The 21,436-nt window shown below is 62.2% G+C and carries 16 protein-coding genes; 10 read left to right on the top strand and 6 right to left on the bottom strand.

The genetic code is table 11. The features are described from left to right. The first annotated feature begins 595 nt into the window (after nucleotides 1-595). Genes EXW71_RS05800 through EXW71_RS05775 form a run of 6 tightly spaced genes read left to right on the top strand, consistent with a single transcriptional unit; the run spans nucleotide 596 to nucleotide 7,718 of the window. Nucleotides 596-2,989 (top strand): TonB-dependent siderophore receptor, encoded by a 2,394-nt coding sequence (locus EXW71_RS05800; RefSeq protein WP_134656723.1) that lies wholly within the window; start codon nucleotides 596-598, stop codon nucleotides 2,987-2,989. Nucleotides 2,990-3,014: 25 nt separating this feature from the next. After that, complete coding sequence (locus EXW71_RS05795; RefSeq protein ID WP_134656722.1) at nucleotides 3,015-3,980, top strand: amino acid ABC transporter permease; 966 nt, start codon at nucleotides 3,015-3,017, stop codon at nucleotides 3,978-3,980. Beyond that, nucleotides 3,973-4,746, top strand: a complete 774-nt coding sequence (locus tag EXW71_RS05790) for an amino acid ABC transporter ATP-binding protein (protein ID WP_134656721.1) — start codon at nucleotides 3,973-3,975, stop codon at nucleotides 4,744-4,746. The genes EXW71_RS05795 and EXW71_RS05790 overlap by 8 nt, the downstream gene beginning before the upstream one ends. A gap of 18 nt (nucleotides 4,747-4,764) precedes the next feature. Beyond that, nucleotides 4,765-5,688: an ABC transporter substrate-binding protein gene (locus EXW71_RS05785; protein WP_134656720.1), complete on the top strand. Its 924-nt coding sequence runs from the start codon at nucleotides 4,765-4,767 to the stop codon at nucleotides 5,686-5,688. A 12-nt stretch (nucleotides 5,689-5,700) separates the two neighbouring features. Further along, nucleotides 5,701-7,284, top strand: a complete 1,584-nt coding sequence (locus tag EXW71_RS05780; RefSeq protein ID WP_134656719.1) for an FAD-dependent oxidoreductase — start codon at nucleotides 5,701-5,703, stop codon at nucleotides 7,282-7,284. An 11-nt stretch (nucleotides 7,285-7,295) separates the two neighbouring features. Then, nucleotides 7,296-7,718, top strand: coding sequence for a RidA family protein (locus EXW71_RS05775; protein ID WP_123716912.1), 423 nt, complete (start codon nucleotides 7,296-7,298; stop codon nucleotides 7,716-7,718). 49 nt (nucleotides 7,719-7,767) lie between these two features. On the opposite strand, the gene dctA is transcribed toward EXW71_RS05775, so the two are convergent. After that, on the bottom strand, nucleotides 7,768-9,081 hold the full coding sequence (dctA, locus tag EXW71_RS05770) for a C4-dicarboxylate transporter DctA (RefSeq protein ID WP_134656718.1): 1,314 nt from the start codon (nucleotides 9,079-9,081) through the stop codon (nucleotides 7,768-7,770). Nucleotides 9,082-9,556: 475 nt separating this feature from the next. Here dctA and EXW71_RS05760 point away from each other — a divergent pair, with 475 nt between their 5' ends. Genes EXW71_RS05760 through fecE form a run of 4 tightly spaced genes read left to right on the top strand, consistent with a single transcriptional unit; the run spans nucleotide 9,557 to nucleotide 13,221 of the window. Then, entirely contained in the window at nucleotides 9,557-10,471 is a 915-nt protein-coding gene (locus tag EXW71_RS05760; protein ID WP_167659636.1) for a Fe(3+) dicitrate ABC transporter substrate-binding protein FecB, read from the top strand. Between the two features lie 2 nt (nucleotides 10,472-10,473). Next, the gene (gene fecC, locus EXW71_RS05755; RefSeq protein ID WP_134656716.1) at nucleotides 10,474-11,463 is read left to right on the top strand and encodes an iron-dicitrate ABC transporter permease FecC; all 990 of its coding nucleotides are present in this window, start codon (nucleotides 10,474-10,476) and stop codon (nucleotides 11,461-11,463) included. Further along, entirely contained in the window at nucleotides 11,460-12,428 is a 969-nt protein-coding gene (locus EXW71_RS05750; protein ID WP_134656715.1) for an iron chelate uptake ABC transporter family permease subunit, read from the top strand. Before fecC ends, EXW71_RS05750 begins: the two co-directional genes overlap by 4 nt. Nucleotides 12,429-12,432: 4 nt before the next feature. Further along, nucleotides 12,433-13,221: a Fe(3+) dicitrate ABC transporter ATP-binding protein FecE gene (fecE, locus tag EXW71_RS05745; RefSeq protein ID WP_134656714.1), complete on the top strand. Its 789-nt coding sequence runs from the start codon at nucleotides 12,433-12,435 to the stop codon at nucleotides 13,219-13,221. Nucleotides 13,222-13,369: 148 nt separating this feature from the next. Here fecE and EXW71_RS05740 read toward each other — a convergent pair whose 3' ends face one another. The 5 genes from EXW71_RS05740 to EXW71_RS05720 all read right to left on the bottom strand — a co-directional run bounded on the left by EXW71_RS05740 (nucleotide 13,370) and on the right by EXW71_RS05720 (nucleotide 21,430). Continuing rightward, entirely contained in the window at nucleotides 13,370-15,883 is a 2,514-nt protein-coding gene (locus EXW71_RS05740) for a fimbria/pilus outer membrane usher protein (RefSeq protein ID WP_134656713.1), read from the bottom strand. Nucleotides 15,884-15,968: 85 nt separating this feature from the next. Then, a complete protein-coding gene (locus EXW71_RS05735; protein ID WP_134656712.1) occupies nucleotides 15,969-16,709 on the bottom strand; it encodes a molecular chaperone in 741 nt (246 codons plus the stop codon). A 74-nt stretch (nucleotides 16,710-16,783) separates the two neighbouring features. Beyond that, entirely contained in the window at nucleotides 16,784-17,389 is a 606-nt protein-coding gene (locus tag EXW71_RS05730) for a fimbrial protein (RefSeq protein ID WP_123716920.1), read from the bottom strand. Nucleotides 17,390-17,585: 196 nt separating this feature from the next. Then, a complete protein-coding gene (locus tag EXW71_RS05725; RefSeq protein ID WP_134656711.1) occupies nucleotides 17,586-18,233 on the bottom strand; it encodes a response regulator in 648 nt (215 codons plus the stop codon). 23 nt (nucleotides 18,234-18,256) lie between these two features. Then, nucleotides 18,257-21,430, bottom strand: a complete 3,174-nt coding sequence (locus EXW71_RS05720; protein ID WP_134656710.1) for a hybrid sensor histidine kinase/response regulator — start codon at nucleotides 21,428-21,430, stop codon at nucleotides 18,257-18,259. Nucleotides 21,431-21,436 lie beyond the last annotated feature (6 nt).

Here is a 21,436-nt window from a genome sequence, read left to right as displayed (position 1 = left end):
GCCTGTTCGGGCGACACAGTGATTCTCAGCTTCAGCTTGGAGGCCGTTTGGAAATTCAGGAATACAAAAGAATCAATCGAAATAATAGGCGCGCTAAATAATTGCGAGCAAATTTATTGCGGAGTGTCTGCCTGAGTTGTGCAAAGCGCCTTCGGCGCACGCTCAAAGCGCGCCCTGCGGTCCGTCTACCGCCAATCCCAACACCTCGGAGAAAGCACTCGCGTGCTGCCAAGCCCAGCCAATGCAGCAGAAAAACATTCTTAATAGGAATAAAGATTTTATAAATAATAAAATTAGAGAATATTAGCTTATATCAAAACAGCATTATATTTTTGAAATCCATTCCGTTATGTTTGGACTCAACAGCCTACCCCTGACCCCGGATGGTACCCAGCGTGATTCAGATTCCGCGCACCATGCCAGGGTGATCAACCCCTGAGCCCACCGCGAATCGTTGGAAGGGAGCTCACCCCATGTTGTCGATTCAACCCCCTCGCCACACCTAGCCCAAACCGCCGACACAACTCCTGACACCGCGCAGTCTTCACGACCGCGTGACTGCCCGACTTCGCGATTTGGAAATGCTGGAGTGGATATGAAGCACGTCTTATCACCAAGCGCCGCACTGGCATTGGCCCTACTGGGCAACACGGCGCAAGCCCAGGACGACAGCACCCTGTCCACCGTTGTCGTCACCGGCAACCGTGGCGCCGAGCAACGCACCGTCACCAGCAGCCCGGTGCCCATCGATGTGGTCAGTGCCAAACAATTGCAGAGCACCGGCAAGCCCGGCCTGATGGAGGCCTTGAGCGCGGTGATTCCGTCGCTCACCTTGCCGGAGAAAACCGGCTGGGACGCCAGCGGCATTGCTCGCGCACCCAACCTGCGTGGCCTGAGCGCCGCCGAGGTGCTGGTGCTGGTCAATGGCAAGCGCCGCCATACCAGCGCCACGCTGAACATCAACGGCATCAACACCGGTGCGGCGCCTGCCGATCTCGACCTGATCCCCATCAGCGCCATCGACCATGTGGAAGTTCTGCGCGACGGCGCTGCCGCCCAGTATGGTTCCGACGCCATCGCCGGCGTGATCAACGTGATCCTCAAGGCCGACACCAGCGGCACCTCGGTAACCAACGTCGGCCAGGGTTACGACGGCAAGAAGCAGACCGTGCAGCAAAGCCTTAACAAGGGCTTTGAGATCGGTGACGGCGGCATCCTGCAACTGGCGCTGGATGCGCGCAGCCAGAACGATGACAACAAGGCCAGCGCCAACGGCTACACCTATGAGCAGGCTTATGGCTTGGCAGGCAAGGCCACCTATGGCGGCTACGGCACCCCCAAGACCAACTTGCTGACCCTGGGTTACAACGCCGAGCTGCCGATTGACGACAGCCTCAGCCTGTACTCCTTCACCACCTATTCGCGGCGCAAGGCCGAGCAGGGCCAGAATTTCCGCCTGCCGACCATCACCAACACCATCACCACCGGGCCCAATGGTTACCCGGCCGGGTATACGCCCACCTGGTACATCGACGAGGACGATTTCCAGGCGGCCTTCGGCGGCAAAGGCACCCTCGGTGAGTGGAACTGGGACTTGTCCACCACCTACGGGCGTAACGAAGCGGAGCAGGGCACCACCCATAACCAGAACCCGTCCCTGGGTGAGGCTACGCCAAACAGTTTCACCTCCGGCACCTGGATTTCCACCGAACTGACCACCAACCTGGACTTCAAGCGCGGCTTCGATATCGGCCTGCAAAAGCCGCTCGATCTGTCCTATGGCTTCGAGCATCGGCGCGACACTTATGAGGTGCAGGCCGGTGACTACGCGTCCTATGCCAACGGCGGCTACTGTGTGGCGCCGGGCAATTGCGCTTCGTCCGGGGCGCAGGTCACCAACGGCATTTCGCCGGATGAAGAAAGCAGCGCCTCGCGTAACAGCCTCGCCAGTTACGTTGATGTGGGGTTCAACCCACTGCCGGACTGGTACGTCGGCACGGCCTTTCGGTATGAGCATTACAACGAAGGCGTGGGCGCCACCCGCAGCGGCAAGCTCACCACCCGCTACGATTTCACCCCGCAATTCGCCGTGCGTGCCACGGTCAGCAATGGCTTTCGGGCACCGTCCCTGGCCAACAGCCTGTTCAGCGCGCGGTCCACGACTTATGGGGTGGTCGATGGCGTCTACCAGTCGATCAACTACGGTGTACTACCGGTCGGCTCGGCGGCGGCCAAGGCCTTGGGCGCCCAGGATCTCAAGCCCGAGCGCTCGACCAACTTCAGCCTCGGTTTCACCCTGACGCCTTCCGACCGCTTGAACTTCACCGCCGATGCCTACGTGATCAACCTGCGCGACCGCATCACGCTCACCGGCACTTTGCTCGGCCCCGAAGTCACCCAGGTCTTGCAGAACAATGGCATCAACTCCACTTCGGGCGGCCAGTACTTCATCAACGGTGCCGACACCCGTACCAAAGGTGTCGACTTGGTGGGCAACTACAGCCAGGACCTCGGCCGGTTCGGTGCCTTGAAATGGACGGCGGCGTTCAACTGGAACCAGACCCAAATCCTCAATTACAAGGCCTCCACCACTATCCTGGGCACCTCCTACGATTTGATGGACCGCCAGGCCCGCAACCTGATCACCGGTGTGCAACCCAATACCAAGTTGATCCTGGGCGGCGACTGGAGCATCGAGCGTTTCAACCTCAACCTCGCCCTGACCCGCTACGGTTCGTACAAGGAGGTCAATTCCTCGGCCAATCGTGACCTCGACCGGGTCTACAACGCCCGCTGGATCACCGACCTCGACCTTGGCTACAACCTCACCAAAGCCCTCAACATCGCTGTCGGCGCCAAGAACCTGTTTGACCTCTACCCCAAGAAACAAGGCGTGCCGAGCAGCACCATGCTCGCCAGCTACGGCACCTATTCGCCCTACGGTTTTACCGGCGGGTACTACTACACCCGTTTGACCTACGCCTTCTAACGCCTGCACGAGCGAGGAACAGAACATGCCTATCGTCGCCAAATCCTATGACCTGATTGATGAGGTCAGCCCGGTTCGCCAGGCCCGTGTCGTCACGCCGATCAAGGCCCTGCACGTGGTGCCCGCCCGGCATCCCTGGCGCTGGGCCGGGTCGATATTCGCCGCAGTGGTGCTGCTCGCCATCGCGCATTCCCTGGCCACCAACCCGCGCTGGGAATGGGGTGTGTTCGGCCAGTGGTTCTTTTCGCCGTCGGTACTGCGTGGCTTGGGCCAGACGTTGCTGTTGACGCTGCTCAGTACCGTGTTCAGTGTCATCCTCGGCACCGCACTGGCGCTGGCGCGGCTGTCGGGTTCGCCGCTGCTGGCGGCATTGGCCTGGGGCTACATCTGGTTTTTCCGCTCGATGCCGGCGCTGCTGGTGCTGATCATCCTGTACAACTTTGCGTATCTGTATGACCACATCGTGCTCGGTGTGCCGTTCACCGAAGTGGTGTTTGCCGAGTGGTCGACGGTGGATGTGCTCAGCCAATTCACCGTGGCGGTGCTGGGCTTGAGCCTGATGCAGGCGGCCTATGCGGCGGAGATCATTCGCGGCGGCCTGATCGGTGTCGACGCCGGCCAGCATGAGGCGGCGGCGGCCCTGGGGTTGCCCGCCTCGCGGCGGATCTTTCGCATCATCCTGCCCCAGGCACTGCGCTCGATTTTACCGTCGGGGTTCAACGAGATCATCGGCCTGGTCAAGGGCACGTCCATCGTTTACGTGTTGGCCTTGCCGGAGCTGTTCTACACCGTGCAGGTCATCTACAACCGCACCCAGGCGGTGATCCCGCTGCTGATCGTGGCGACCGTGTGGTACCTGATCATCACCACCGTGCTCACCAGCGCCCAGTACTACGTCGAGCGCCACTTTGCCCGCGGCACCGCCCGCGTATTGCCGCCCACGCCGCTGCAGCGTGTACGCGGCTGGCTCAAGGAGAAGGCCCATGGGTGAAGCACGCGCCGGACGCATTCAGATCCAGGGCGTTGGCAAGCGCTTTGGTAACCAGCAGGTCCTGCGGGACATCGACCTGACCATCGACCCGGGCAAAGTCACGGTGATCCTCGGGCCATCCGGCTCGGGCAAATCCACGTTGCTGCGCACCATCAACCACCTGGAGAAGATCGACAGCGGGCATATCACCATCGACGGTGAATACGTCGGCTATCGACGCAAGGGCGACCTGCTCTACGAACTCAAGGAACGCGAGATTCTCAAGCGCCGCATCGACGTAGGTTTCGTGTTCCAGAACTTCAACCTGTTCCCGCACCTTACCGCCTGGGAAAACATCGCCGAAGCGCCCCTGGCCCATAAGCGCTGGAGCAAGGCCGAGGCGCAGGCCAAGGCGGCCGAGTTGCTGGCCAAGGTTGGCCTGGCGGACAAGGCCGATGCCTTCCCGCGCCAGCTCTCCGGCGGCCAGCAACAGCGCGTCGCCATCGCGCGGGCCTTGGCGCTGGACCCCAAGGTGCTGCTGTTCGATGAGCCTACTTCGGCCCTCGACCCGGAGCTGGTGGGCGAAGTGCTCGACGTGATCAAGGGCCTGACCCGACTGGGCGTGACCCTGGTAATCGTCACCCATGAGATCGGTTTTGCCCGGGAAGTGGCCGACCACGTGGTGTTTCTCTGCGACGGTCAACTGATCGAAGAAGGCCCGCCCGAACAGATCTTCCGCCAGCCCCGACATCCCCGCACCGTGGCCTTTCTCGGCAAAGTGCTTTAGTTCAAGGAGTGACTGCCCATGTTCATCCATACTGCCCGCGTGGCCTTGCTGACGCTTGCTGTCGGCACCGCGCACACCGCCTATGCCGTGCAACAGGTCGACCTCAGCCCCGACCGCGTGCGCATCCATGTGCCGCGCAATGAAGCGGCTATCGCGCAGATCCCGCCAGGCTTCAAGTTCGCCCAGCCGGGCAAGTTCACCGTGGCCGTGTCCGGCGTGGCCGGGCCACCGCTGGCGCTGCTGGCCAATGACGACAAGACCACTATCGGCAGCGAGGCCGACACCGCGCAACTGGTCGCCGATAGCCTGGGCCTGCAACTCAACGTGGTGCAGACCAGTTGGGAAGACTGGCCGCTGGGCGTCAGCTCGGGCAAATACGACGCGGTGATCAGCAACGTAACCGTGACCGAAGCGCGCAAGAAGCGTTTTGACTTCGCCACTTATCGCCAGGACGTGCTCGGGTTTTATGTGAAGAGCACCAGCAAGATCAGCGAGATCAAACAGGCGTCGGACATTGCCGGGCTGAAGATCATTGTCGGCTCCGGTACCAACCAGGAAAAAGTCCTGCTGGCCTGGAACGAGGCCAATGAGAAGGCCGGCATCAAGCCTGCGCTGTTGCAGTACTTCGACGACCAGGCCGCCGCACAACTGGCGGTACAGTCGGGGCGCAGCGATGCGTTGTTCGGGCCCAATTCGGTGTATGCCTATTCCGCGGCGATCACCGGAGGCATCAAGCGCGTCGGCACCGTGAACGGTGGCTGGCCGCTGCAGGCGGATATTGCCGTGACTACACGCAAGGACAACGGTCTGGTCAAGCCGATCCACACCGCTCTGGAGGGCGCGATTGCCGGCGGCCAATACCAGCAGGTGCTGCAGCGTTGGGGCCTGGATGTGGAGCGTGTCGACCGGTCGTTGATCAACCCTCCGGGCCTGCCGGATTAAGGAGCATCGACCATGGGACTGACACGACGTGAAGCACTGTCGAGCCTCGCCGCCGTGGGGGGCGAGAAAGCCGTCAAGGATGCACTGGCGGTACTGGGCCTGGGACCTTCGTCGCACCGCCGGCCGCAACCCTTGAAGCTCAAGGATGGCCTGGGCCAGGGCACTTGCGTGCTGGTGCTCGGTGCCGGGATCGCCGGCCTGGTCACGGCCCTGGAGCTGAGCCGCGCCGGGTTCAGCGTGCAGGTGCTGGAAGCCCGGGAGCGGGTCGGCGGGCGTACCTGGACAATCCGTCACGGCGACCGTGTGGACTACAAGGACGGCCGCACGCAAACCGCCGCTTTTGACCAGGGCCACTATTTCAACGCGGGGCCTGCGCGCATTCCCAGCCAGCACCGCACGATTCTCGACTATTGCAGTGAACTGGGCGTGCCGCTGGAAGTGCTGGTCAACAGCAGCCATGGCGCCCAGGTGCGGCCGGATCTGCAACGGCCGGCGTTCACGGTCGGCCAGGCGGTCAACGATGCGCGTGGGCACCTGTCCGGTTTGCTGGCCAAGGCCGTGCAACGGGATGCCCTCGATGATGTGTTAAGCGGCGAAGAGCGCACCCGGTTGCTGGCGTTCCTGCAAGTGTATGGCGACTTGTCGCAAGAGTTGGCCTTTGAAGGCACGCTGCGTTCGGGGCACCTGGAATCAGCGGCCCATCCCGGCGCCTTGCCCGCCAGTCGCAGCCCATTGGCGCTGGATCAACTGCTGCACCCCGAGCTCTGGGGCGCGTTATTGCACACTGAATTCCCGGAGTTCTCGGCCACCATGTTCCAGCCCGTGGGCGGCATGGACCGTATCACCGAGGCCTTCTACCAACGCGTGCGCGGACAGGTGCAACTGGGCGCCCAGGTGCGGCAGATCCGCCAGCTCGAAGACGGCGTTGCGGTGACCTACCACGACTCAACCAGCGGACGCGAACAGGTAGTGCGCGCCGATTATCTGGTCTCGACCTTGCCGCTGCCGCTGTTGGCCAGGCTCGACACCGACTTCAGCGATCCGATCAAGGCCGCCTTGCGCAGCACGCGCAACGATCAGGCGACCAAGGTGGCGTGGCAATCGCCGCGCTTCTGGGAAACCGATTACCGCACCTACGGTGGCCTTTCCTGGATCGAGCACCCGGCACGCCTGTTGTGGTATCCGAGCAACGATCTCAATACGCGCGAAGGTTTATTGGTGGCCGGTTACGTGACCGGGGAGGGGGCCGACGTGTTTGGCGCACAACCCCTCGATAAGCAGTACGCCACGTCCAGGGATGCGGTGGAGTGGCTGCATCCGGGCTACTCGAAACACCTGCGCAACCCGCTGGCGGTGTCGTGGGAGCAGATCCCCTACAGCGAAGGCCCCTGGCTGCAACGCGAACACTTCCCGGCTGACGCCAGCGCCTTGCTGGAGCAACCCCATGGCCGTGTGTACTTCGCCGGTGACGGCCTGGTGCAAAGCGGCGTGGGTATCTGGCAGGAATCGGCGGCCAACTCGGCGCGTCATGTGGTGGGGCAACTGGCCGAACGCGTAACTCAGCAACGACAGATCGCGGCAGTGGCCGCCTCATAAGGAGCAATACCATGAGCGACAGCATTCAACGCACCAGCCTCGGCGAATTCCCTATTTCGCAGACCGTCACCGTACCGGCTTCAGCGAGCCTGGTTTTTGTCAGTGGCACCTTGCCGGACCTCGTCGATCCTAACGTTCCGGGCGTCTACGGCAACACTGAAATACAGACGGTTTCGGTGTTCAACAAAATCCGCCGGATCCTGCGCCAACACGACCTGGACCTGGGCGACATTGTTCAGTTGCGCGTATTTCTGGTGGGGGCCGAGGAGACCGCCGGCAAGCTCGATTTCGCCGGGTTGCAGCGTGGCTATACGCAGTTCTTCGGCACGCCGCAGCAGCCCGAAAAACCGGCGCGCACCGCGTTGCAAGTGGTGGCCTTGCCATTGCCCGGCGCGTTGGTGGAAGTGGAGGCGATTGCCGCGCGCACCGCATGATCCAGGCGCCTGCCCACGGTCCTGCTTGGCGCCGTGCCGCGCGTATTTGCTAAGTGCGCTTGGAGGCTTCCAGGTCGTCCCACGCTTCTGCCTGCGTCGCCGAGGGTTTGGCGTCGAGCATCCGGTGCAGCGTTTCGCGATGGCAGGCATTTTCCGACAGCGAAATCACCACCGTCGCGACGGCATTGCTGGCCAGGCTGGTCAGGGCCCGCGCTTCCGACATGAAGCGGTCTACGCCGATCAGCAGAGCCAGGCCGGCCACCGGGATGTCGTGGATGACCGTCAGGGTCGAGGCCAGTGCCACGAACCCACTGCCGGTGACGCCGGCGGCGCCCTTGGAGGACAGCAGCATGATTGCCAGCATGGTGATGATCTGCGTCAGGCTCAGCTCGATGTTGCACGCCTGGGCAATGAACATCGCCGCCAACGACAAGTAGATCGCGGTGCCATCCAGGTTGAACGAGTAGCCGGCTGGCAGTACCAGGCCCACGAACCCTTTTTTACAACCCAGCGCCTCGAGTTTCTCCAGCATGCGCGGCATGACGGACTCCGTAGAGGACGTGCCGAGCACCACCAGGAACTCTTCGCGGCAGTAGCGCAGCAGTTTCCACAGGCTGAAACCGTTGGCGCGGCAAATGCTGCCCAGTACCACGAACACGAAAAAACCGCAGGCGATGTACAAGGTCATGATCAGCTTCGCCAGAGAGCCCAGCGAGGTGATGCCGTACTGGCCGACGGTGAACGCCAACGCCCCGAAGGCGCCGACCGGAGCAAAACGCATCAGGTACGCAAAGATCTTGAAGACTACCTGCGAGGCGGACTCGAGCAGGTCGAGCATCGGTTTGCCACGCTCGCCCAGTGACGACAAGGCGAAGCCGGTCAACACCGCAATAAACAGCACCGGCAGCACTTCTTCCTTGCTGAAGGCACCGATATAAGTCTCTGGGATGATGTGCATGAAAAACTCCACCACCCCAAGCTTTGCGGCCGGCTCGGTATATTGGGCCAGGCCTTTGGTACTCAGTTGGCTGGGATCGATGTTCATGCCCGCGCCGGGCTGGAGCAGGTACACCGCCACCAGGCCAATCAACAGGCTGATCACCGTCAAGCCGAAGAACAACAGCATGGTCTTGCTGAGCAGGCGTGCGAGGGAGCGCTTGTCGCTCATCCCGGCGATGCCAGTGACGATGGTGCAAAACACCACGGGCGCAGTCATCATCTTGATCAGCTTGATGAATGCATCACCCAGCGGCTTGAGTGCAATGGCCTGCTGAGCCCAGAAGTGCCCGACCACGCTGCCCAGTATCACGGCGCAGAGAATCTGGAAGTAGAGCGATTTAACAACTTTCATGGCATCACCCATTCTTAGCATTCTGCGGATGCAAAAATGCCAACCACCGCCGAAATTATCCGTCGAAGCGCTGTGAGTCTGTGGCGTAAACGTAGTCGGAGAAAAGCCTGCGTACGGTACGTACAGAGCACGCCAGGATTGTCTCACCGTTGAGCCCGGTTTAGGACAGTACGCCATCAATTACGCCGCTTGGGGACTCGATATGCACCGCTTCAGGGCGCGGCGTCCAGTTCTGCCGGGCTTTCATCCGATGCTGGTTACTGAAATGCCGTCGATCGCGTCCCCCGTGTCGTCGCCAGGAAAGCACTTGCCGGCCTCGCTGCCGGCCGCATTGAGGAACGTCAATCGGAGGAGGGCGTATCGTGCTTGGCTGGAGTGGTGTTAATAAGAATGTTTTTTGATTGCGTCGCGCCGTTATGGAATAGTACCCGCCGTTTTCCCCAGCCTGCCTAGCTGGGGTGTTTCAACGCCGAGGTTGTTCATGCGAATACTGCGCTCCATCCCGACCCTTGCCGCCTTTGTCCTGGCATTCTCTTCAAGTGTGTTATGCGCCGCCCCCATCGACCTCAACGACGGCCAGCACGCCGTGCACCTGCCGGATGCGCCCAAGCGCGTGGTGGTGCTGGAGTTTTCCTTTCTCGACAGCCTTGCGGCAGTAGACGTCACGCCCGTAGGGGCGGCGGATGATGGCGATGCGAACCGCGTGTTGCCCAAGGTACGCAAGGCTATCGGCCAGTGGACATCCGTGGGCTTGCGCTCGCAGCCGAGCATCGAGGAAATCGCCCGGCTCAAGCCTGACCTGATCGTCGCGGACCTGAACCGCCACCAGGCACTGTATAGCGACCTCTCCAGCATCGCCCCCACCTTGCTGTTGCCGTCGCGTGGCGAGGATTACCAGGGCAGCCTCAAGTCCGCGGAACTGATCGGCAAGGCGTTGGGCAAGAGCCCGCAGATGGAAGCGCGCATCGCGCAGAACCGTGAGCACCTGAAGGCGATCGCACAGCAGATCCCCGCCGGTGCCAGTGTGCTGTTCGGCGTCGCGCGCGAAGACAGTTTTTCCGTGCACGGTCCGGACTCCTACGCCGGCAGCGTGCTCGAGGCCATCGGCCTGAAAGTACCGTCGGTACGCGCCATGGCCGCCCCTACCGAGTTCGTCAGCCTGGAACAACTGCTCGCGCTCGACCCCGGCTGGTTGCTGGTCGGCCACTACCGCCGCCCGAGCATTGTTGACGCCTGGAGCAAGCAGCCGCTGTGGCAAGTGCTTGGCGCCGTGCGCAACCAGCATGTGGCCGAAGTGGACGGGGACAGTTGGGCGCGCAATCGAGGTGTGTTGGCCTCGGAGCAGATCGCAGAAGACGCCCTGGCGATTCTCAAGGGCGGCAAAGCCGTACTGAGTCAATAACCGTGCAGCGCCGTTTAGCCGCCGTCGGCGTCGTGCTGTCGGGGGCCTGGTTGTTCTGGCTGTCGCTGTATAGCTGGTCGCCGTTTGTAATTACCGCGGGCGACGCGTGGAATGGCTTGGTGCACCAAGGCCATCAGGGCGGGAATATGGCTTACATCGTCGCCCAACTGCGGGTGCCACGTGCGGTGTGTGCGGCTTTGGTGGGCGCGTGCCTGGGCTTGGCGGGCGCATTGATGCAAGGCATCACGCGCAACCGCCTGGCCTCGCCGTCTTTGTTCGGCGTGACGGCGGGGGCAGCCCTGGGCCTGGCGTTGTTTTCCACCGGGCTGGTGGCACCACCCTTTGCAGGGGGCGCCTTGTTGATGACTTGCGTGGGGGGCGCGCTGGCTTGGGTCACCGTGTTCAGCCTCGGCGGCGCGTGGTCACCCGCCACGTCCCAAGGCCGCCTGGTGCTGGCCGGCGTGGCCGTGGCGGCGTTGTGCGCGGCCTTGACCCGGCTCACGGTGATCCTGGTGGAAGCCCAGGCGCAAAGTGTCCTCAACTGGCTGGCCGGTTCCCTGGCCAACACTGGTGCCGCACAGGTGCAACTGCTCTGGCCTTGCACCTTGGTCGGCGGCCTGTGGGCGCTGTGGTGCGCGCCACGCTTGAACCTGATCAACCTGGGCGAAGATGCCGCCCGTTCGCTGGGCGTGGGTATCGCCAGCCTGCGCCTGCAGGTCTTCGTCGCCAGTTTGCTGCTGGTGGGCGCCAGCGTCTGTGCGGTCGGCCCCATCGGCTTCGTCGGGCTGATTGCGCCCAATATCGTCCGGCAGTTTCTCGGTAACGATTATCGCTGGCTGATCCCGCTGAGTGCCGCCCTGGGCGCCGTGATTGTGCTGGGCGCCGACTTGCTCAGTCGCGCCGTGGCGTTCCCGGTGGAAACCCCGGCCGGTGTGGTCACTGCACTGATCGGCGCGCCATTCTTTCTCTTTCTCGCCAGGCGCGCCCTATGATTCGGCCACGTTTTCGCCTTGGGCTGTTATCGGGCCTGTTGCTGCTGGTGGCGTTTGTCAGCCTCAGCGCCGGCACTTCGTGGCTCACGCCCGACACTGTGCTTGAGCGCCTGTTGGCCCACGACGCCCTCGATTTTGAAGTGTGGAACCACCGCCTGCCTCGCAGCCTGATCGCGATCCTCGCCGGGTGTGCCTTCGGCCTGGCAGGGGCGATTGTGCAAGGCGTGATTCGCAACCCTTTGGCCTCGCCGGAAATTCTTGGCGTTACTCAAGGCGCGGGGTTGGCGCTCACCGTGGCGATCATCACCTGGCCGCAATTGCCGATCGCCTGGCTGCCACTGGTGGCGTGCCTGGGCGGGGCCGGCGGAGCGCTGCTGTTGGCGCTGTACAACACGGGGGTGAGTTTTTCCGGGGTACGCTTTGCGTTGTCCGGAGTGGCGATTGCGGTGACCTTGTCCAGCGTCACCGAATTTCTGATCCTGTCCCACCCGCTGGATATCAACACCGCGTTGCTCGCGCTCACCGGCAGCCTGTGGAGTCGGAGCTGGCACCATGTGGCGTTGGTGCTGCCGTTCCTCGTACTGATCCCAATGGGGCTGTGTCTGGCCAAGCCACTGAACCTGATCGCGCTTGGAGATGAGGCTGCGCATAGCCTGGGCACCGCACTGCGCCGCACGCGCTGGGTGGCGATGGCCTGCGCAGTGATGCTCACCAGCCTGGGCGTGGGCGTGATCGGGCCGATCGGTTTCATCGGGCTGGTGGCGCCCCATATGGCCCGGCGCCTGGTGGGTGGGCATCACCACCACCTGATGCCGGCCGCGATGCTGATCGGCGCGTTGTTGCTGGTGCTCGCCGATACCCTCGGGCGCACGTTGATCGCACCCAGCGAAATCCCGGCTGGGGTGCTCACGGCAGTGATCGGCGCGCCCTATTTTCTTTGGTTACTGGCACGGTTCAAGGGCTGATCACATGAGTATTCTGCACGCACACCAGCTCGATATCGGTTATGGCGCGACGCGCATCGTGCAGGGGTTGTCGTTCGCGCCGCCGGCGGGGAAGGTCACTGCGTTGATCGGCCCTAACGGCTGCGGCAAGTCCACTTTGCTCAAAGCCTTCGCCCGTATCCTCAAGCCAACCCATGGCGCGCTGACCCTGCAGGGGCAAGCCTACGCCAGCTTGTCCGCTCGGCAACTGGCGCAGCAGATCGCGTTCCTGCCGCAAGTGTTGCCCGTGCCGGAGGGTGTGAGTGTGCGCCAGCTGGCTGCCTACGGTCGCAGCCCGCACAACTCGTTGTGGGGGCGCCTGAGCGGCAACGACCAATCCCATGTGAGCCAAGCCCTGCAACGCCTGGAACTGGATACCCTGGCCGAGCGTGCCTTGGCGGACCTGTCCGGCGGTCAACGCCAACGTGCGTGGTTGGCCATGGTGCTGGCACAGAACGCACCGGTGGTGCTTCTCGACGAACCCACCACGTACCTGGACATCAGCCATCAGGTTGAACTGTTGGACTTGATGGGCGAGCTGGCTGCCGAAGGCAAGACCGTCATCACCGTGCTGCACGACATCAACCAGGCGTGTCGCTATGCCGATCATCTGGCAGTGATGCACGGCGGCAGGTTGGTGGCCGACGGTGCGCCCGCGGCGGTGATCAGTGCCGAGTTGATGCGGCGGGTGTTTGATGTGCACGTGCAGATCGTCAATGAACCGGTGGCGGGCACGCCAATGTGTGTGGTGGAGAAGAGCGCACGAACTCATTGATTGTCGGCGCCGCTGCCACAGGTTGCTTCACGCATCAGCTCAATTCAGTCTGTTCCTGATCTGCTTGGGGACTGGTTTTGAGCTTGGGCGCCCCGTCGAATCACGCTGGCCGAACACAGGCTTGCGCCATCGGCCTGGCGAAAACGGATCATTGTGCGGGCTTGCACACCAGTGCCTGGCGTTCGTAGTTCAGCGCCTTGTTCCGGGGTGGCAGCGTGTAGCTCGCACTGCAATGCCGCTCGCCCCACTTGATGACCAAGGTGCCTTGATCCTGCTCCACCAATGCCAGGGCGTTGCCGTTCGGGTCTGCGATCGCCAGTTGCTTGCCTTGGGCGTCTTCCAGCGAGGCGCCGAATGATAACGGCTGATGCTGGGCATCGAACAACTCGAACAACACGCGCCGCCCGGTGGTGCCACTGTAATGCGCTACCACGATGGCGCCACGGCGCGGCACCAGTTGTTGGGTGGCATTGGTGATTTCTACGTCGCCGCCCAGGTCGCGGGTGTCCAGGCTGACCCAGTTCACCCGATAAGGTTGGGCCGTGGGGATCACCGCATAGCCGTTGTAGCCGGTTTCGACGCCGCTGTAGCTGCCGATTTTTGCCCCGCTGATACCGGGTACTTCGGCAAGCGCGAAGGTTTCACTGACGGTCTGCCCCAGGTTGATGCCACCCGCATGGGCCACCACGGAGCCCGCGAGGTTGAGGTTCTGCGAGTTGTAGCCCTGGCCCTGGCTGTAACCCAGGCTTACGTCCGCCACCGAGGTCCGGCTGTTGATATTCACCGAGCCCGAATCGCCACTGGTGTCGCTGTGGCCGGCTTGCACCGAATAAAAGGTGTCGCTGGTATCGGCGACGTAGCCGTTGATACCGGCTTGGGTGGTGGTGTCGCCGTGGTTGCTGCTGGTGGTGGCAAACGCTCGTGGCGCACGCGGTTGGCTGCCCAGTGGGAAGGAGATGGACAGGTTCACCTGGGTGTCATCGCTGGGTTCGCCCCAGGTGACGATTTGCTTGGTACGCGTTACACCGACGTTGTACGTCACATCGCCCCAGTTACTGGTGTAGCCGGCGGAAAAACTCTGCGAGCCACCCCGGTTCCAATAGCGCTGATCGCTGGCGTTCATATACAGGCTGCCGTACTCGCGGTTACGCCCGATGCTCTGGTTGATGGTCAGGTCGGTGCGGGTCTTGGAGTTGCCGGTGCGCACACGGGCGCCTTCACTGATGTCTTCGACATGGTCGGCGAAGCTGCGGTAGCCCTCGGTGGAGTAGCGGTACGCCGCCAGGGTGAAGTTGGTGTCGGTGCCGGCAAAGGTCTTGGCATACAGCGCACGGATGCTGTTGCCCTGGGTGGTCTGTCCGCGGGCCTTGCTCGACGAATGCGTGACATCCAGCGACACCGCGCCCAGCGCTGTGTTTTTACCGGCGCCGAGGGACAGCGCATTGTACGCCTCACTGGCCTGCACGCCGACGATACCGCTCAGGCTGCTGGTCAAGCCGTACGCCAGGGTGCTGCTGACAAACCGTGGGGTGGCCAGGCCTTCGGCATTGCTCTTGAACGTGCCCGCCGAGACGCTGTACTTGACCTGGCCTTCACGCACCATGATCGGCAGGCTGGAAAACGCCTGCGTCGTCACGCGGCGGCTGCCGTCGGCTTCGATCACGGTGATCTGCAAATCACCGTTGGAACCGCTGGGGTAAATGTCGTTGATCTCGAACGGGCCCGGCGCGACGTTTGCGGTGTAGAGAATGTAGTCGTTCTGGCGTATCTCTACCGTCGCGTTGGTCTGCGCCACGCCACGGATCACCGGCGCATAGCCGCGCTCGCTGTCGGCGCGCATGCCTTCGTCCGAGGCCAGCTTCACACCGCGATAGCGCACGCTGTCGAACAGGTCGGTGTCGGAGAAAATCTCACCGGCACTGAACTGGCCCTTGATCGCCGTCACGTCATGCTGCACGTAGGTTCGGTTGCTGGTGAAGGTGTTCGCGCGGGCGGTGCCGCCACTGAAGTTGGACTCGTTGCGCAGGCGCCAGGCGCCCAGGTTGATGCCGTTGCGCAAGCCCAGGTTATTGGCGACACGGGTTTTATAGTCGCCGGCCGTGCGGCTGCTGTTGAGTTGATAGTTGATGAACGCGGCCGGCACGCCGTCGTCCCACAACTGCGGGTCGACATAGCCGCGCCGGCCGCGTTGCAGGGCTATTTGTGGAATGCTCGCCATCAGGCGCAGGCGGCTGCTGTCATACCGCACGCTGGCGTCTTCGATCAACTGAGGCAGTGAATAGCAGGGCGCGGGATGCTCGGGGTCGATTTTGCCCTGGGCCTGCAAGCGGGCCATGTCGATGCCCAGTTGCTTGAGCAGGTCGAGGGTCAGGCAGGCTTCGACCTGGCCATTTTTCGGGTTGCGCAGGAAGTCGATATCGCGCCGGCCCACCAGCACTTCGTTGCTGTACAGGTCCACCCGGTAATTGCCGGGTAGCACGCTGTTGGCCGCGAGCAATTGCTGCAGGTCGACCGCCTGCCCACCTTGCAAGAACGTGGTGTTGAACGCTTCGCCGGCTTCATCGGCCATCGCCCAGGCCGGCAGGCTGGCGGCAATCGCCAGCGACAGTGTCTTGAGCCTCAGCGCGTAACGCGCGGGCCTGTTGCTGGAAAGAGAAGACATGCGAAGACCTTTGACATCCCTCCTCAGCGAACAGGCGGGCACGTAGATACGCGCCCCGCGTTCGCCCGGGGGTTAGAGAAAATGCTTAAGGGGCCAGACGTGATTCAGTGGCGCGTGCGGGGGCCGAAACGCCGCTGGACAGGGGCGCGGTGTAGTGAGTCTGCGCGCCGTAGTCGTTGATGCTGTAGAACGACAACTGCACCGGGCCGCTGGTGGGCAGGGCACCGAGCGGAAATTGCTTGTGCTCACCGGGCGCGATCATGGTGGAGTCGCTCGCCAGTTGCGCCTGCACTTTGATGTCGGCCATCGACACGTGATACAGCGTCGGGTTTTTCACGCTCAACAGCGTCTGCGCACCGTGGCGGACCAATGCCCACTCAAGCTGTGCCGGGGCCTGCAAGGCGCTGCCGGGCAGGCCGGCAGGGCGGAAAAAAATCTTGATGCGTTGGCGGATGGCCAACTGCAAGGTGTTCTCGGCGTCACTGGCCTTGGGGATTTCCTGTACGTTGAGCCACACCACCGACTCACGGTCCGTGGGCATGCCGGTGCCTTCATACAGAATTCGCAGCAGTTGCTGCTCCTTGGCAAACACGCGGGCCAGGGGCGGCGTGACGGCGAAGGGCGCGCGGCTGGCGCTGGCGCCATTCATGTCGACCCAGGATTGCACCAACACATCCTGGTTGCCGTTGCGCACGGTGATGTTGGCTTCCTTGTGGTCGCCATCGAACACGATACGGGTGGCATTCAGTGAAATGCTGGCGCTGGCCTGGGTCGCCAAAAGCATGCCCAGCAGCCCCAGGCATGCAGCAATCGAACGAGGCAGCATGAGGTTTTCCAGTGTGATCAGAAAGAAAAATGGCGAGGCCGCAGGGCCTCGCGCGTTCGGTGCTCGTGCGCCGATTATTCGTATTGCAGGATGAACGGCAGGGTCGCATCACCACGACCGGCAACGGCGGAGCCGGCGGCTGCGGTGGTGACGTAGGCGGCCGCGAAGCTCAAGGTGGCGTCGCCGCCTTCAGTACCCTGGCCGTGGATGGTGCTTTCAATGCGCGCGGTGGACGGCGAGCTGAGGTCGATCAGTGCACCGTTGCTGTCGAGCAGGGCGATACCGACGTTTTTCGCCGATGCGGAACCGGCGTTCAGCGCCAGGACCTTCTTGCCGGTGACCAGGCCCGAACCGCCGTTGTTCGCGTCAAAGATCATCGCCACCTTGGTGCCTTTGTTGCAGTTGACGTTCAGGTTGAAGTCTTTGGCGGTTACGCGGCCGGCGGCCGGGTTTTCTGCGGTGCCCATGTCCTTGATCGAAACGTTGCCCATATCGACTGAGATGGTGCGGTCGGAGTTGGCACCGTCTACCGAGCACGCGTCGTTGTTGATGACGCCGGTGAAGGTGATTTTGCCGCTGCCACCCAGGGTTGGAGTGGGCGTTACCGGGTCTTCGGCGAACGCACTGCCGGAAGCGGCGATAATGGCCGAGGCGATAACAGCCAGGGAAAACTTCTTCATGATGATGTCCGTAAGTGTTAGTTGGGAAATACTGTTGTTGAACTGCCAGGAAAGAGTAGTGGGCGGCGGCAGGCGGGAAAATAAGACGATTCTTATAAGCGGCTCAAAAGGCGGGGAGGCTGCGCTGGTCGATTGGGTTTAAGGCCAGTAAATAAAGGGCGAAGCCATTGTCCAGGAATGGCTTGCAAGTTGTTCGTTAGTTGAAAATGTTGCGCGCCAGGCAATAAGCCAACAGGTCTTGGTCACTGCTGACTTCAAGTTTTCGCATGGCTGAAATCTTTTGCGCGCTGATGGTTTTAGAACTTCGATTCTGGCAGCGCGCAATATCACTTACGCTCATGCCGGAAATAAATAAGCGCAGGATTTCAAACTCTTTGGGTGACAAGGTGGAAAAGCGCTCGTCGATGGCCGTCAGCGTTTCGATCACCGACGTCTTGGCCGGCTCCAGGCTGTGATAAGTGCCTTGTTGAGCAATCGCCTTGAGCGCCAGTTGGATCTCGGTATGCAGTTGGCTTTTCTGGATGATGCCGACCACCCCCAGCTCCTGCAGGCGGGTGAGAATCAGCTGATTGGAAATCATCGTCAGGATCAGGATTTGGACCTGAGGAAAGTGCCGTTTCAGGTACTCCACCAGCTTCAGGCCGTCGCCGTAGGGCGAGTCGCCCGGCATGTTGTAATCGGTGATCACAATGTTGACTACCTGGTGTTGCAGCAACTCGATCAAGCCCGCCGAACAGACGGCCTCGCCCACGACCGCAAAGCGCGTATCGCGCTCCACCAATTCGCGTACACCGAGCAGCACGATCGGGTGATCGTCCGCGATAACCACGTTGAATGTTTTCATAAGGGGCCGTCCGTAATGCCAGTTCAAGTGAGTGAAGTGTGCCCAGGCTGGAGTGTCTCCAGAATGGCCGACATTCGCTGCATGACAGCCTTCACCTTGAGTACCAGTGCGGTGTTGAGGCTGCTGCTGTTGAGTGCGCTTTCCAGTTCGATGCAGGCCTGGGACAGCGCCACTGCCTGCACGGCGCCCAGGGCGCCGGCGACTGAGTGCAGGTGGTGCCCGAGGCTGTGGGCATCGCGTTGTTCCAGCGCTGCGCCGATGCGCCGCAGGTCTTGCTGCACAGTGCTGATGAACAGCGCGCGCATCTTGTCCGACAGTTGCACGCCGTCATCGAAAACCTCGGCTACAGGCTCCGGCGGCGGCTTGACCCGGCACCACTTGATCAACTGGGCGCGCAAGGTTTGCAAGCTCAGGGGTTTGACGATCCAGGCGTTCATGCCCACCGCCAGGCAGCGCATGCCTTCCTCGCGCATTGCATTGGCGGTCACGCCGAGGATCGGCAAGTGCGGGTCATGCTCACGGAGCGCCCTGGCCAGTTCATAGCCGTTCATCAACGGCATATTCACGTCAGTCAGCACCAGGTCAAAGACCTGCGGTTGCCACAGTTGCAGCGCCTGCTCGCCGTTGGCGGCCAGGGTCACCGAACAACCAAGCGCCTCAAGCTGTTCCTTGATGATCGCCTGGTTGACCGGGTTGTCCTCGGCCACCAGGATGCGCAACCCCAATTGCCCCGCGCTTTGTGGCTGTGCCGCCGCCAGTTGTTCATGCTTGCCGTGCTGCGCCAGTGACACGGTGGCGGCGAGCGTACGCACGTCGTGCATATCCACCACCCAACCTTGCGCCGTGTACAGCGGCGGGCTGTGCGCACCTGGCAGGCAGAGCACACGCTGGCCGGGCCAGGGGTGCAAGGGCTCGTTGGGCAGCAGGTCGACCAATACCGCGTGGCGGTGGTGTTTTTCCTGTGCGGTCGCTGCCAGAACCGCGGCAATACCCAGGCGATTGAGCCAGTCGCTCGTTGCCTGCGCCAGCTCAAGTACCGGTGCCTGCACATACACCGGCGTCGAGCTCGGTTCGATCAGTGGCAGGTTGGGCAGCGTGCCGCCGCACAGTGGCAGGCGCATCTTCAAGGTGAAACTGCTGCCCAGGCCCGGCTCGCTGACCACCCTGATTTCACCCTGCATCATCTGCGCCAGCCACCGGCATATAGGCAGCCCCAGGCCTGCGCCACCTTCGCAGGCCGTATCCGGCGCCTGGTAGAACAGATCGAACAGTTTGGCCTGCTGTGCCTCGGGAATACCGACGCCGGAGTCGGCGACTTGCCATTCAAGGTCGACGTTGTCGGCATCGCGCCCTGTCACTCGGGCACGAATGACTACACGTCCGGAGTCGGTGAACTTGATGGCATTGCTCACCAGGTTGTTGAGGATCTGGCGAATGCGTATCGGGTCGCCTATTACGCCGTCCGGCAACTGCGGGTCGATGCAGCTGTACAGCTGCAACCCTTTGCGTTGGGCGGATGCGGCATAGGTGTGCAGCGTATCTTCGAGTATGTCCAGTGGGCAGAAATCCATGGCTTCTATCACCATTTGCCCGGACTCGATCTTCGATACATCCAGCACATCGCTGATCAGTTGAAAGAGCGTGGCGGACGAGCGCTGGATGGTGTGCAGGTAGGTTTGCTGGTGCGGGTTCAGGTCCGTCAGGCCGAGCAATTCCAGGGTGCCGAGGACGCCATACAGCGGTGTGCGGATTTCATGGCTCATGGTCGCCAGGAACAGCGTCTTGGCCTTGTTGGCGGTATCGGCAGCGTGGCGCGCCTCTTCCAGCGCCTGGGCATCTTCGACATGCCGAGTGATGTCGTTGAACGCGTACAACCGCACGTTTTCCGCTTGGTAGCGGGTCGACACGAAGCCGATTTGCAGGTGCCGGCCTTCGATCTCCAGATGCGTCTCGCCGTTCTCGGCATGCTCATGTTGACCGGCCATGGCCGCCACCAGGCGAGCGCTGCCTGGCCATTGCTGGGCACGCTGGTTTTCGATCAATACCTTGCCGTCGCTGCGCCGCACCACACACAGGCCGGTGGGGGCGGTGTCGATGACAACGCGGCTGAATGCCACGCTTTCGGCAATGTGTTCATGGGCCAGGCGCGCCGGCGTGATTACCTGGCGCCGATACCAACGGCTGCCGGCCCAACCCAGGGTGATCAAACTGGCCAGCAGTAGCGTAAGCGTACTCAGCGGCCATACGGCGGAATGGAAGAAGTGCGAGTAATCCAGGCCGTAGACCGCGCTCCAGGGCTGGTCGCCGGCCTGGGTAATCTTGAATTCGAAGCCCTGGGCGGTGAAGTGCACGCCATCACTGAGTGGCGCCAGTGTCGCGGGTCCGATCAATCGGTTGCCGTCGGGTGCAATCAGGGTGAAGCGATCAAATGCCGAGTGATCCAGGGCACGCTGCACGTCGTCGACCTGCGCCAGGTCGAGCAAGGTGCCCACCACCGCCTGGCCCTGACCGTCGAGTGGCAGGCCGATATAGGCCAGCAGGTGTCCGGGTTCTGGTCCGGTCTGCCAGTACACGCGATCTTCCTCCAGCGGCTGCGGCGTCTGCGCGAGGGTGTTTTGCACGGCCTTGACCAACGCCACCAGGTTGCCAGTTTCCTCGGTAGTTTCCCGTCGCTGGTAACCCACGGACGGAATGGTGATGGTGTAGTTTGTCTGGCGGTTGAGCAGGAAGGTTTGCGGCGCCTCGTACGGCGACGAGGACCAGAAGGCGCTGTAGTAGCTGGTCAGGTGCGCACCCAAGGCAAAAATCGGCGGTCTGGCGGCGACACCGACCTGCTGCTCATCGAACTTGACGCTGAACGGCACCGAAAACGAGTACTTCTGGCCTTCGTACAGCGTGCGGCGGTTGTCGACCATGCGGCTTTTCAGGCTGACCTGAACGTGAGTGGCACGCAACAGTTCGGCCTGTATGCCCGGGTGAGTCAGGCTCTTGAGGTAGGTTTGCTGCTCAGCGAAGTTTTCCATCAGCCGCGCGAAGTGAAAGCGCGTGGCGCCGTAGCGGGTCTCGATTCCCCGTTGCAGTGACCAGTAGTTGCTGAGGAGCAGCAGCAAAGCGATTCCAATCAGCACCATCAGGCCTTTATTCAGGCGTACAGAGCTACGGGTAAAGGCTTCGAGGATCGCGTTGTTGTGCTTCATCTGGGG

This window comes from Pseudomonas sp. BCA17, from assembly GCF_004519405.1.
Classification (GTDB): Bacteria; Pseudomonadota; Gammaproteobacteria; order Pseudomonadales; family Pseudomonadaceae; genus Aquipseudomonas.
This window is presented reverse-complemented; position numbering and strand designations above follow the sequence as displayed.